This is a genomic window from Mycoplasma haliaeeti (assembly GCF_048284645.1).
In the GTDB taxonomy this organism is placed as follows: domain Bacteria; phylum Bacillota_I; class Bacilli_A; order Mycoplasmatales; family Metamycoplasmataceae; genus Mycoplasmopsis.
This window is the reverse complement of record NZ_JBLWAB010000003.1, coordinates 32,232-46,618: the sequence shown is the minus strand read 5'-3', so window position 1 is coordinate 46,618 and position 14,387 is coordinate 32,232. Positions and strand designations below refer to the sequence as shown.

Here is a 14,387-nt window from a genome sequence, read left to right as displayed (position 1 = left end):
GTTATAATTGTATAACAATTAGCGAGAAATGGTTTCATACCATTTTTATTCAAGTTATACAAATAATTAAATTACGAAAGGAATTATTAATATGGAACAAAAAGAAAGATACTTATTTGCTATCGACTTAGATGGTACCACACTTCAATCAAGTGCTACAGGTGCAATCCACGATAGAACAGTTTCAGCTATTAAAAGAGCCACAGAAGAAGGGCACGTTGTATGTATCCTTACAGGAAGACCTTGAAGAAGTACTAAATTTATTTATGATACTTTAGGTTTAAACACAATCGTTTCTAACTTCAATGGAGCTCACATTCACCACCCTTATAATCAAGAATTTATCCCTTACATTAAATACTTAAACTTAAACGAAGCTTTATACATTATTGGGGACCCAATGGTACAAAAAGAAATTACTAACTTAGCAATCGAAGGACCAGACTGGGTACAACTTGATCACCGTGATGAAGAACTTGAAAAAGTTTTTGGATTCAAAACAAGTTCAAAATTACAAATTGGTCTTGACTACCACAAACTTCCTTTAATGCCTACAGGTGTTATCTTTGACGTTAAAGCTACAACAGATGTTGAATTCTTAAGAAGATACTTAAAAGCGCGTTATGGTGACTTAGCAGAATTCTCATACTGATCAAAAGGTGAAGGTCTTACACCAGTATTTGATATTACAAATACTCAAGCCAACAAAGGAAAAGCTTTAAGCTTATTAATTCGTTACTATGACATTAAAATTGAAAACACTATTGCTTTAGGTGATGGATTTAATGATGTTCCTATGTTTAAGATTGCTAACGTTTCAGTAGCAATGGCAAACGCATCTAAAGATGTTAAAAAATACGCTTCAATTAAAATGACAAAAACAAATAAAGAAGGGGGAGTTGGAGAATACATTCACAAATTCTTAGACAACCCTAAAGCTGAAATCGAAAAATCAAACGCTAGAAAAAGAAAAGTTCAAGCAGTTGAGGAAGAATAATCATGAAATTTATTGATGATGTTAAGTTATTTGAATTAGAAACTTATAAAGTAATTGGAGTTGATGAAACTGGAGTAGGTGATTACTTTACCCCTCTAGTTGCTTGTGCTGTATATTTACCTAATCGATTAAAAAAATTTGTTTTAGACTTAGGGGTAAAAGACTCTAAAAAGCTAACTGATGCACGCATCAAAACTTTAGCACCTAAATTAATGGAGTTTTTACCTTATTCAGCCTACATTTTATCTCAAGCTGGATTCAATAAATTGAGTAAAAACTTAAATAATAATGAACTTAAGTTTTTTACTCATGCAGCAGCATTATCTAATTTACATCAATATCATGTAGCTTCAACTAAAGCTAATGCTATCATTATTGATAAATATTCAACCACTAATTCAATTCTTAAATATCACGATAAAATATTTGCAAATAACTGAGCAAATCTCTATGAATATGACTTGCCCACACTATTAATTGAAAAAGCAGAAGATGTCCACTTAGCTGTTGCTTGTGCTTCAATTATTGCTCGTTATAAATTATTAGAATACATGCAAGAACAAGAAAAAACTTGAAATTTCCACTTCTTGCTTGGAGCAAGCAAGGAAGTCAAACAACAAGTTCAGGACTTTGCTTTAACTTATGGAGAAGATTCTCTTGCACAAGTTTGCAAGCTAAATTTTAAAATTAAATAATCGCAGATAATGCGATTTTATTATGCCTTTAATGCACGATTTGATACAATTAAAATAGTAAACAATACTAAGGAAGGACATAAAAAATGAGTAAAAAAATAGGTATTAAAATCAAGGATTTTGACAAGCTTGAAATTGAATTATTACAACAAGCTTCTGCTGGGGATTTTGTCTCACTTTTAGATTTAGATAGTGACAAAATTTCAACTTTATTTGAAAAATATAAGGAACAAAGTACAACTTTTGTTGCCAAAATTAAGGAACAAGTTATTCAAGACTATGAAAAAGACTTACCAAATCAACTTCAAGTTAGAAAGCTACTAGATAAAGTACAAACTGAATTTAATGAAAAATTACAAGAAGAAATCAAGCAAGCCCAAGAGATAAAAGATAAATTAGCAGCTAAAAGTCAAGAATATGAAATTGCTAAAGCAAAATTAGATCAATATAATGAAACCATGCGCGTTGAAATTGAAAATGCTCAAAATAAAGCTAAAGAACAATTAGCTCAAGATATGGAAACTTTAAAGAAAAAAATTAATGACTTAAATAATCAAATTTCTAAGGCTAGTTATGAAAAAGAAAATGAAATTAATGGATATAAAGCTCAAATTGATAGCCTTAAGAAAAATCATGATCTAATAGTTCAAAATAAAGTTTTAGAACAAAAAGAAAATATCAAAAAAGACTTTGAGCAAATGCTTGAAGCTAAAAAGAATGAATTATTATTAGCTGGAAAACAAGAACAAAAAGCTATTGATGAAGCTATCTTAAATGAAAAAGTTAGCTATTTAACACAACAAATTTCTACTTTACAATCTGAAATTGCTCACACAAAGGAAGAAAATAATAAGCTAACTTCAGCAAAATACATGCGTTCAACTAAAGAATTAGGTGAAGATTTTGAAAAATCTATTTTTGACTCATTAAATGAAAACTTTGGTTTTGATAATAGCATTAGATTTTCTAAAACAACTATCTCCAAGACTAAAGAAGGAAAAAATACTACTGTTAAAGATGAAGGAACTAAGCCTGATTTCTTAATTGAATTCTTAAATCAAGATCCAGGTAGAGATAATGAAGTCATTGGTAAAATTATTATTGAAGCTAAAGATCAAGCTAGTGAAGAAGGAAAGCAAAAAAATGCTAACTTCTACAAGAAGCTAGAAAGTGATCGTAATAATTATAAAGCTGATATTGCCTTCCTTGTAACTACCCTTGAACCAAATGAAAGCTATTTAGTAAAAAATGTAAATGGTTATAAGAATATTGTTCAAATGCGCTTTGAAGCCTTACCACAAATGATCCGTATTTGACAACGTCTAGCCCTAGAAAAAAGTAAATTAAATCGTTTAGATATTAATCTTGAATCTAAAGCTAAATTACTACAAAAATTTGATGAGTTTAGACATGAATTAATGACTTATAATGTACGTTTAGTTGATGAAACAATTGCTAAAATGATCAAGCAAACTGATGACTTAATTAGTATTGCCAATAATTTACGTAATTCAATTGATAATGAACTTAAAGGAAGATTTGAACGTTTAATGAGTAAATTTAATAAATTCAGTCTTCAAAAAGAATATGAAAAACTCGATATTCAAGACTCTGAAGACGACACACTTCAAATTCCACACACAATGAAGGAAATTCCAAATATTCAGGATGCTGACATTGTAGAAGAAGAATAATACTAGCAGCAAGCTCCCAAAGTAATCTTGGGGGCTTTTATATAAAAAACTAGTAGTTACCCACTAGTCTTCCTTCTTGTATTTATTAACCTTAACACGTTTAATTTTTGGAATATTAAGCACCATTGTAAATTCACCTTTAATACTATCTAAAGAAGCAAATTCTTGATATAGTTGTGCTCCTGAACCAAAGAATCATTGTTCATACATTTTGGTTAATTCTTTAGCTAAACATACTCTTTCTTTGCCTTGAAATACTGTATCAATATCTTGCAATGTAGCAAGTAATTTATGAGGAGAGACATAGAAAATATAAGTCCCAATTTCTAGGCTTGAAAGTTGATTGATCCGTTGTTGACTTTTATCCTTAATAAAGCCTAAGAAAGTGAATTCATTTGAAAAATTAGACCCAACAAAGGCAGTTATAGCTGCATTAACTCCAGGTATAATTTCAACCTCAATTCCAGCTTCTTTAGCTTGTGCAATTACTTCAAAACCAGGATCAGAAACCACCGGCATACCAGCGTCTGATACTAGGACAATGTCATTTCCATTTCTAATTAGTTCAAGAAGTCCTTTTGAAGAACTCTTTTCAGTGAAGTTATTATAAGTTAATAACTTCTTATTTTTGATTTCGTATTTTTCAAGTAACTTATGAGTTACTCTTGTGTCTTCACAAGCAATGTATTCTACTTCATTTAGAATCCGTAAAGCTCTAAGTGTAATATCCTCTAGGTTACCAATAGGTGTCCCCACTATGTATAATTTAGCCATAATACTCCATTAATTTGTTCAGCATAATTTGCTTTTGCAATTCAAAAATTGCTTGTCTTTTGATTTTATTAATAAACTCGTCTATATCTAGGACAAAGTTTAATACGTTATTACAATGATTATATCAAGTATTGCGTAAAGCACTTAATTCTTGAGTTAATTGGTTTCCCATAGGTAAAAAGCGCATTTTTCCAAGCAACATTGCTTTTAGTGTAAGCAATATAAACTTGCTCATTAATAAGTTGTCTTTATTTAGAATGTTATCTAGATAAATAAAGAGTTGTTCTGGTTGCTGAAATGATTGTTCAATAGCATTTATTAGCATTCTAATTTCAATATCAGCTGCTTCAAAGAACTCTTCATTTTCACTTAAACTAGGATCCTTAAATAAGTACGCTAGTAATAGCACTACAGGTTTTTGAGTTAGTGTGCTAGGTCAACTAGCTAGGATTTCTTGATAACTAGGACTTTCTACTCTAAGCACTTGAGCACGAGAAATAATTGTATCTAGTAGCGCATTAATATTATTCGTAGTTAGCACAATTATTAAGTCTTCACTAGGTTCTTCAATTGATTTTAAGATTGAATTTAACCCATTAATTGAAGTATTTTCAATATTCTTTATTACTAAAATTGAATATTTATATAAACGCTTAGTTGTACTACTAAATGAAAGTGCATAAAAAGCACTATCAAATTCATCCTTTTTAATACTTTCTTCACTACCATCTAGTAGTAAAACGTTGGGAGTTAAGTATTCTAAGCTACTTACTTCCTCGCTATTATTAATTGCATTAATAAACTTAACTAAATCAGCATCAAAACTATAGTTTTCTTCACCCTGTAATAAAAATAAATGACTTAACTTCCCATTTAAAGCTAAATCATTTATATTTTCAAGTATTTTATTTTGTAGCATGCTTTTCTAAATAAGCAATAAATTTAGGGTGTTGGTGAAGTTGATTAATTATATCTTGAAGAACTTCTTCTTCAGTTTGAGTTGCATCAATTACCATGAAACGTTGAGGATCTTCATGAATTAATGCTTGGTATCCTTTGTAGACTAAATTATGAAACTCTAATTTTTCTTGTTCCATTCTATCTTCAACTAATCTAGTGCTTTCTCTTCTTTGTTTAGATTCCTCCGGTGTAAGATCTAAAAATACTGTAATATCTGGCATTGTGTGGTTAATAACAATGTTAGTAATAGCTTTAACAAACTCAATTCCAAGTTCTCTTGCATATCCTTGGTAAGCATAAAAACTATCTACATATCTATCACAAACAACTATTTGGCCTTGTTCCAAAGCTGGTCAAATAACTTTTTCTAAGTGAATTCTACGACTAGTTGTATATAGTAGTGCTTCTGCTACTGGTGAAAGTTCAGAAGACTTATCTAAAATAATTTCTCTGATTTTTTCAGCTTCTCTAATTCCTCTACCACCTGGTTCTCTGGTTCAGATAACGCTGATTTCAGGGTGCATTTCTGCTAATTTAACTACTAATTTTTGTGTGATGGTTGTTTTTCCTGATCCATCAAGTCCTTCAAAAGATATAAACATATCAACTCCTTTATTTTTGTCTATTATTTAGGGCAAATTTTATTGTGATTTCATCCATATAGTCCAATGAAGCACCTAGTGGTAATCCAATGGCTAATTTAGACACATTTAATTTGTCTTTACCTAATTCAATTTTTAATATTTGGTTAGTTATTTCACCCTTTAGCGTAGGTGAAATCGCTAAAATGATTTCATCAAAAGAGCTTGCATATTTAACAAACTCCTTAATTTCCTTTTGATACTTTATAATATCTTTTTCTTTTTCAATTAAAAAAGGCAAGATATAGTATTTCCCATGATAAAATCCTGCATCTTCAATCTTTTGCATAGCTTGTAAGTTCTCAATTACTAGTAAAGAGTTATCTCGACTAGGATCGTGACAGATTGTACAGCTATCTTGCTGCATCAAGCTACTGCAAATTGGGCAGAATTTGGTTTCAATCTTAATATCTTGAATTAATTTACTTAATTCAAAAACATCATTTTGTTCTGATTCTAGAATCCAGTACACAATTTTTTCAGCTTGTTTTTTACTGATGCCTGGAATTTTTTTAGCCTTAGCGATAAAGGTATTTATATCATCAGTGTAAAACATAGTTACCTAGAAAGGCATTCCTGGCATTGCTGGAGCTAGTTTTTCAGTTTCTTCTTTAATTAAGTCAATTCCTTCATTGAAAGCTACAACAAGTAAGTCTTGTAATAATTCTTTGTCTTCAGGATCAACTAATAATTCATCTAATTCAAGAGAAACGATTGAATAATCACCTTTCATTACTAGTTTGATTCCTTGTTTTTCAATTACAAATTCCTTTTCTTCAAGCTCTTTTTGTTTTGCTTCAAGTTCTTTTTGCATTGTTTTAATTCTTCTTAAAAAGTCTGGTGACATGTTCATAAGATACTCCTAATTTTTATCTAAATAAGTTAGCACGATTGATAAATCAATCATCATTGTTTTCTGCCACTGTTTCTTCTAGAAACTCTGGTTCAACAATTGGAGGTAAGTCATCTTTATTATGACTACTAATATATTCCTTAATTTCTTGCACACGAGCATGAGAAATTGGATAAATATATTTATAAGGTTCCCCAAAAAGGTATGTTACAAAGTTTTGTAACCATTGACTATCACCTTTTTGAGCAATTTTGTCTAATACTGCTTGGTCATTTGAAGTAACCACAATAAAGCGATCTGATCCAAACATAATTTTAAGTTGCTTAAATAGTGCAGCTTGTTGTTTAAATTCTGGTTTTGTAAGTAATATTGAATCGACATTTGCAAGTGCGTTTCTAAAAACAGCTGTAAAGTTATATTCAGCATTTTGTTGAATTCATCTTGCGTCATTAACATATTCTTCAATACTACGTTTTTGTAAGAATTCCGCATATGGAATTTTCTTAGCGATTGGTGTTTCTTTATTATATTCTAAACTGGTGAAATCTTGAATTTTGTTTATGTCTATCTCTCTTGTAGAAATAAGATTTTCTTTCTCTCCAGTATTAGCTGGATCATTAATTAGCTCAGAATCGACATCTTTAATGTCTCCTTCATGCTCATTATTATTGAGCAAGAATTCTTGAGTTTGATTCAACATTTCACTTACCATAGCTTGAGTTTTGTTATTTTCCTCAACCACATTTGAAAATGATAAGTCCATTTGATTATAGTTATCATCATCTTCTTTAATTAATTTATTAGCTAGGAAAGAATCTTGCATAGAAGCATTTAAAAAGTCATGCACTTTTTGATCAACTACATTTTGAATTTGATCGCTTTCATTGCTTTGAATTAAATTATCATCTAAATTAGTAGCTACTAAATCAATATCAATACTTGGAGCAATATCAAATTTAAAGTTTTCTGAGACTAAATTTAGCACACTTTCGGTTGTATGATGTTGAATATTAAGCTCATGTTGTGGAGCTTTTGCTTCTGGAGCTGGCTCATTTTCTTCAGGGGCTAAATTAATAAAGACTTCAGCTTCAGGCACTTCATGTTGCACTTCCAAACTAGGTGTAGGATTAATTGAAGTTACTTCAGGAGCTAGTTTAGTTTCTGGCACTGGGATTTGAATATGATTTGTTTCAGGAGTTACTGTTTCAAATTCTTGCAATGCTTTTAGTAGCCCAAGTTCAATAATTTCAAATGGGAAAGGACTTCTTTGCACTTTGATAAACATATCATAGAATGTATCAGCTAGTATAAAGCAATTATGAATTGAAGTTGAAACTTGATTTAATTCTGCTGCTGTATAAATAGCTAGTAAATCACTTGCTTGAGTTTTTAAGTACAGCAGTTTTTCTTTATTCAAGTTTAAAAGAGAAAGTACTAGTTGGCTTGGATCAATTCCTTTTTGTTCTAGTTCATTTAACTTACGAATTAATTCATAAGCACTAGCATTTAAAATTAGGTTCATTAAGCCAATAGTTTCACTAGTTGATAAAATACCAAAGTTAGCATATAGACTGCTAGCTGTGATATTTCCTCCATTAAAGGAAGCAGCTTGATCAGCAATCGAAAGGGCATCCCGCATTCCTCCGCTAGATAAGCGAGCAATAATACGAAGTGCTTCAGCTTCATATTTAATATTTTCTAAATCTAGTACATGAGCTAAATGTTGCATAATGTCTTTATCACTCATCCTATTAAAGTTAAAAGCTTGTACTCTTGAGCGAATAGTTAAAGGCACTTTTTGCACATCAGTTGTTGCTAGAATGAAAATTGAATGCATCGGTGGCTCTTCAAGTGTTTTTAAAAGTGCATTAAAGGCACTTTTAGTAAGCATATGAACTTCGTCAATAATGTAAATTTTGTATTTACTATTAATCGGTGCTTGTTCAATCTTTTCTTTAAGATCTCTAATTTCATCTACTCCATTATTTGAAGCAGCATCCATTTCAATGATATCTAAACTGTCATTGAAATGTGCAAGGCAATTTTGGCAAGAAATTGCACTGTTATTATTATGTGAACAGTTTAAGACATTGGCAAAAATTTTAGCTACAGATGTTTTTCCGGTTCCTTTTGGACCACAGAATAAATAAGCATGTCCAACTTTACCTGAAAGAATAATATTTTGCAGTGTTTTAACAATGTGTTCTTGGCCAACAACTTGTTCAAAAGTATTAGGTCTATATTTTCTATATAACGTCTTGTAACTCATTTTGCTCCTTACTATGTTTTAATATTATAAACAATTAAAGAAATTGCTAATATAAATAAATAAAATTTATTCTAGAATTTCCTTTTGTTCCTATAACATAGGTATAAAAGTTAATTTCCACATTTTGTGAAACGCAAATAAAAAAAGTCCAATGGACTTATTATTTAGCTTCAGCTTCAGCAGCTTTTCTAGCAGCTTTCTTTTCTTCTTTAGCTAATTTTTTTGCACGAGCTTCAGCACGTAATTTGTTTTTTAATCTAACTACTTTACGCATGTTAATCCTTTTCATTTAATTATTAATAATTATGAATTTATTTTACTATAAAAGTTGAATTTTTAAAAACATTTTTAGTACTTATTACTCAACTAAAATAGTAATAAAAATAATATTCTTATCAAATTGTAACAAATAATTTATATTTTGCTAATTTGGTCTAGATTCTAACTAACAAAACATCTTTTCTAATAAAGCTTGCTTGATGTTGTTTAGCTTTTCAAGTTTTTGCTCTTGAGAATGGATAAGGGAGTCTAGACCATCTAAGAGTGTAGATATTTTAGATTGCTCGTTCTTGTTGGATGGGTAGTAAATTTCCATATCTGCTATCATTTCTAATCTAACTGAATCAACTGTTGCCTTAGCTGACATTCTTATGACTCTATCATAGAAATTAGATGAAAAATATCAATAAAAATACTTTCCTAAAACATCGGTAAAATTTGATATTTTATAACATCTTTGATGTAAGTCGAATTTTCCATTAACATAGTGAAATACTTTACCTATATTACCATCTCCTATTGTAATAACAGCCTCTTCATCATAAAGATATTTATCACTTTTTAAAGGTTTATCAGATCTTATGAAAAATGGATAAGCACCATTTACATCACTGTCTTGAGTATTACTATTACCGGTAGTAATGTAACCCAAGTTTTTTACTAATTTATGATTTCATGCATCTAGAAAATCTTTAAACCTTATTTCTGGAATTTTTTTATCATCTGAAGCAAACATTTTGTTTAATAATGATTGTTTTATTCTTTGAAGTTTTTCTAGTTTTCGTTCTTGAGAATAGATAAGAGAATCTGTATAAGTAAAGAATGAGCCAATTAAATTTCTTTCTTCAATATTATCGCTAATTTTTATTGGGGTTTTTGCAACAATTGAAATGTAATGTCTAGCATGCCCTTGACTTTCGAATGTATTATTTTTTAATATTGCAAAATAATAAGGCAATGAATCTTGACTATTTTTTAGTGACAAAATTTTTAAAGCTGAGGAAACAACCATAAATGGAAAATCAACATATTTTGAATCTAGTGTGAAATCATCAAAAAGAATACAGTCACCTTTTGCATAATAGTTTTGACTTTCGGTATATCCTAATTTAAATGATTTATTTGCTGTTAGTACAGGTATTTGTCCAAACTCCAATAATGGTAGTTTTTCAATATATTTATCAGGTCTCTCATAATCTATAAAATCACTTAGTGCTGCTATTTCTCATTCTGCATTAAATCCTTTAAACCTTATTTCTGGTGCCATCTTTTTATCTAACATGTCTCCTCTTTCATTGATAACCTAATTTTATCATAGCTAAATAATTAGTTACCTAAATGTACAAATTTTGTACCTGCATTATTAAAAAACTTATTTTAAAAAGACCTTTATTTCATTTAAACAAATGAAGGCTTATTTTTTCATAAATAACCTTATTTATGAACATTTGAGAGAAATGGCAGAAATATTTATCGTGCATTTTGCTATTATGCTACTGCTGGGAAAGGATCTTTTTTGCCTGTATAGGCATAAGTTAATACTTCAATTTTTTTGTATGTTTTTTACTGTGAACTTGCTAGTTTAGGGTATTTTTTGTCAATTTTTTTACCAAAAACTAGCATTTTTAAGATGATTTTCACCAAAAGTGGCAAATAAACATGCAAAAATTGTATTGATTTAAATCTGATGGTAATTAAGAAACATTATGTTACTGATGGAAAAGGGTGCTTTTTTGTCTATATAGTAAAAATTAATGCTTTAATTTTTTGCAACTTTTTTTCTGGGAACTTGCTAGTTTAGGCTATTTTTTGTCAGTTTTTGGGCAAAAACAAGCATTTTGTGGGTTATTTTTGACAAAGGCATCAAAAAAACATGCAAAAATTTTATGAATTTAAAATTTAATGTAATTATGAAACATTATGCTACTGCTGGGAAAGGGCACTTTTTGTATATATAGCATAAGTTAATACTTCAATTTTTTTGTATGTTTTTTACTGAGAATTTGCAAGTTTAGGCTATTTTTTATCAGTTTTTGGGTAAAAACAAGCATTTTGTGGGTTATTTTTGACAAAGGCATCAAAAAAACATGCAAAAATTTTATGAATTTAAAATTTAATGTAATTATGAAACATTATGATACTGCTGGGAAAGGGCACTTTTTGTATATATAGCATAAGTTAATACTTCAATTTTTTTGCAAGTTTTTTTCTAAGAGCTTGCTGGTTTAAGGTATTTTTTGTCAGTTTTTGGGCAAAAACAAGCAATTTTAGTGTGGTTTACAAGAAAAGTAACAAAAAAACATGCAAAAATTGTATGAATTTTAAATCTGATAGTAATTAAGAAACATTATGCTACTGCTGGGAAAAGTGTGTAATCTGTGCTGTATAGTAACTAATGAAAGATATCATTATATTTCATTATCATATTGCACACTGATATGACATTTAAATTAAGCTGATCTTATTACCTTTGCCCATTGCAAGCAATATTCTCTTTAATGCACATAAATGTTGCAAATTACATATTATTAGAAATAAAACAATCTCTGGGGCCTTTTTATAACTATGTTAATAAAATAAATTATAATTAAATGGAAACTATTGAATAGAGGAAGAATATGAAAAAAGAAAAAGAAGTACTTGTAACAGAAAAAATCATTAATGAGACACTAGATCGTATCATGGCAGATCGTTTTGGAAGATATTCAAAATATGTTATTCAACAAAGAGCCTTGCCAGATGTTAGAGATGGACTAAAACCTGTACAACGTCGTATTTTATATGCTATGTATGGACTTGGTTTATTTAGTGATAAACAATATAAAAAATCTGCTAGAGTTGTTGGAGATGTTATTGGTAAGTATCACCCACATGGGGATTCTTCAGTTTATGAAGCTATGGTTAATATGTCACAATGATGAAAAATGAATCTACCACTTCTAGATATGCATGGAAATGTTGGATCAATTGATAATGACCCAGCTGCTGCTATGCGTTATACTGAAGTTAGATTGTCTAAAATTTCAGAATTCATTATTGGAGATATTAAAAAAGACACAGTAAAATTTGCTCCTAACTTTGATGACTCCGAAGTTGAACCAACGGTGCTTCCATCAATTTTCCCTAACTTACTTGTTAATGGATCAATGGGAATTGCTATCGGAATGGCGACTGATATGCCACCACACAACCTTGGTGAAATCATTGATGCAACTATTTATCGTATTTTAAATCCTCACGCCACTTTTTATGATGTAGTCAAATTTATTAAAGGACCTGATTTTCCAACTGGAGGAATTATTCGGGGAACAAAAGGTATTTTAGAAGCCTTTGATACCGGAAGAAACCAAAAGGATAAAATTAGACTTTTTGCTAAATATACAACTTATTCAAAAGATAAATACAAGTACATTGAAATTACCGAAATTCCCTATGGCGTAGTTAAATCTAAATTAGTTTATGATATTGATAATATAATTAACAACAAAGATATTGATGGTATTTTAGAAATTAAAGACCAATCAGATCGTGAAGGAATTAATATATTAATTACTTTAGATGCTAACGCTAGCGAAAATAGTATTCTTACTTACTTATTCCAAAAAACAGACTTACAAGTTACTTATTCATACAATAATACTTGCATTGTGCAAAATTCTCCTCGCACTTTAGGAATTGTGCAACTTATTGATAACTACATCCTACACGTTAAAGATATCAAAACCAAAACATTAATTTATGATTTAGAAAAATATAAATTACGTTTAGAACTTGTAGAAGGGTTTATTAAGGTATCTGAAATTACTGATAAAGTAATTGAAGTTATCCGTAAAACTGAAGGTTCAAAAGCTGGAGTAATTGAAAACTTAATTAATGCTTTTGGCTTTACTAAAAATCAAGCTACAGCAATTGCTGAATTAAGACTTTATAGATTAAGTAAAACAGATAAAGAAGCTTACTTAAATGAAAAAGCTGAATTAGTTGCTGAAATTCAACGTATTAACCTACTACTTAGTGATGAAAGTAAATTTAATGACTTTATTATTGATCAATTAAGTCAACTTAAATTACTTTTTGCTAAACCTAGAAAAACTGAAATTGTTGAAGCAGAATTTGACTTTAGTTACAATGAAACAGACCTTATTAAAGAAGAAATGATTAATATTGGTCTTTCACGTGGCGGATATATTAAACGTCTATCTCAAAGAGTAGTTGACTCAAATAACTTTGAAACTTATAACTTAAAAGATGATGATAATTTAATTTTCTTTGGAAAAGTAAATTCAATTAACAACCTATTAATATTTACAGCACTTGGAAATTACATGATTATTCCTGCATATAAGATTCAAGAATCAAAATGAAAAGATTTAGGATTCCACTTATCTAATTTTGCTGACTTCTTGCTAGCTGATGAAGTTGTTTCAATTTTTGAAATCAATAATTGAGACTCTCTAATTTATATTGCACTAGGAACTAAGAATGGATATTTCAAAAAGACCTTACTCCAAGACTTTTCTGTATCTAGAATCAATCGTTCTTACACAGCTATTGCCATGGAAAAAGGTGATAAATTAGTTAATGCAACTATTTGCAATGGCTCACGTGATATTGTAATTTTCACCGAAAATGGTTGTGTATCAAGATATAGTGAAACTGATTTAGCTCAATACGGACCTAAAGCTAAAGGAAATAAAGGGGTATATTTATCTCTCAATGATAAAGTACAAGCCTTTAGTACTACAGCAGCTGATGGTTTACTAGCACTAGCATCTAACAATGGTCAAATTGTTAAGATTAAAGCTGATAAATTTCCTTATGTGCCTAAAAACATTAAAGGAAAACCTATTTTTAAAGATGCTAAAAAATTCTCAGTGGATTCAATAGCTGAAATTACTAGTGATGAAGCAACTTTAATTGCAAGAGATGTGCTTGAACATAGCTTTATTGATGATGTTAAATCATATGCAATCTCAACTGATAGTCCTAGAATTTACCACATTGATGTAGCTAACCCAGAAAAAGTAGCTTTCAACGTTAAATATTTTGACCAAGACTATAAAGCAGGAGAAATGATCTTTTCAAAAGAAAGAGTCCAAACTGAAGCTAAAACATTGGAACAAGTTCGTATTCTAGAAGAATCAGCCACTGCAGCAATTAATGCCTTAATGGAAAAGATTAATAAGAATTTAGAAGAAGATAAAAAGAAGAATAAATAAGATTAG

Annotated in this window: 11 protein-coding genes; 4 read left to right on the top strand and 7 right to left on the bottom strand. The window is 29.6% G+C overall.

Going from position 1 to position 14,387, the window contains the following annotated elements; genetic code table 4:
• Positions 1-91 precede the first annotated feature (91 nt).
• The 3 genes from ACNQ2T_RS01255 (at position 92) to ACNQ2T_RS01245 (ending at position 3,386) form a co-directional block, all read left to right on the top strand.
• Positions 92-997, top strand: coding sequence for a Cof-type HAD-IIB family hydrolase (locus ACNQ2T_RS01255; protein WP_416755121.1), 906 nt, complete (start codon positions 92-94; stop codon positions 995-997).
• Positions 998-999: 2 nt separating this feature from the next.
• Complete coding sequence (locus ACNQ2T_RS01250) at positions 1,000-1,692, top strand: ribonuclease HIII (RefSeq protein WP_418035799.1); 693 nt, start codon at positions 1,000-1,002, stop codon at positions 1,690-1,692.
• Between the two features lie 86 nt (positions 1,693-1,778).
• Complete coding sequence (locus ACNQ2T_RS01245) at positions 1,779-3,386, top strand: DUF2130 domain-containing protein (protein ID WP_418035798.1); 1,608 nt, start codon at positions 1,779-1,781, stop codon at positions 3,384-3,386.
• Positions 3,387-3,449: 63 nt separating this feature from the next.
• On the opposite strand, the gene rsmI is transcribed toward ACNQ2T_RS01245, so the two are convergent.
• The 7 genes from rsmI to ACNQ2T_RS01210 all read right to left on the bottom strand — a co-directional run bounded on the left by rsmI (position 3,450) and on the right by ACNQ2T_RS01210 (position 10,444).
• Entirely contained in the window at positions 3,450-4,160 is a 711-nt protein-coding gene (gene rsmI, locus ACNQ2T_RS01240) for a 16S rRNA (cytidine(1402)-2'-O)-methyltransferase (RefSeq protein ID WP_418035797.1), read from the bottom strand.
• On the bottom strand, positions 4,153-5,079 hold the full coding sequence (locus ACNQ2T_RS01235; RefSeq protein WP_418035796.1) for a DNA polymerase III delta subunit-related protein: 927 nt from the start codon (positions 5,077-5,079) through the stop codon (positions 4,153-4,155). The genes rsmI and ACNQ2T_RS01235 overlap by 8 nt, the downstream gene beginning before the upstream one ends.
• On the bottom strand, positions 5,066-5,722 hold the full coding sequence (gene tmk, locus ACNQ2T_RS01230; RefSeq protein ID WP_416755114.1) for a dTMP kinase: 657 nt from the start codon (positions 5,720-5,722) through the stop codon (positions 5,066-5,068). Before tmk ends, ACNQ2T_RS01235 begins: the two co-directional genes overlap by 14 nt.
• A gap of 10 nt (positions 5,723-5,732) precedes the next feature.
• Positions 5,733-6,317, bottom strand: a complete 585-nt coding sequence (locus ACNQ2T_RS01225) for a recombination protein RecR (protein ID WP_418018285.1) — start codon at positions 6,315-6,317, stop codon at positions 5,733-5,735.
• Positions 6,318-6,323: 6 nt separating this feature from the next.
• Positions 6,324-6,614, bottom strand: coding sequence for a YbaB/EbfC family nucleoid-associated protein (locus ACNQ2T_RS01220; protein ID WP_416741599.1), 291 nt, complete (start codon positions 6,612-6,614; stop codon positions 6,324-6,326).
• 16 nt (positions 6,615-6,630) lie between these two features.
• Positions 6,631-8,883, bottom strand: coding sequence for a DNA polymerase III subunit gamma/tau (dnaX, locus tag ACNQ2T_RS01215; protein WP_418035795.1), 2,253 nt, complete (start codon positions 8,881-8,883; stop codon positions 6,631-6,633).
• Positions 8,884-9,328: 445 nt separating this feature from the next.
• A complete protein-coding gene (locus ACNQ2T_RS01210) occupies positions 9,329-10,444 on the bottom strand; it encodes a restriction endonuclease subunit S (protein WP_418035794.1) in 1,116 nt (371 codons plus the stop codon).
• Positions 10,445-11,780: 1,336 nt separating this feature from the next.
• Here ACNQ2T_RS01210 and ACNQ2T_RS01205 point away from each other — a divergent pair.
• The gene (locus ACNQ2T_RS01205) at positions 11,781-14,381 is read left to right on the top strand and encodes a DNA topoisomerase IV subunit A (protein WP_418035793.1); all 2,601 of its coding nucleotides are present in this window, start codon (positions 11,781-11,783) and stop codon (positions 14,379-14,381) included.
• Positions 14,382-14,387: the final 6 nt, after the last annotated feature.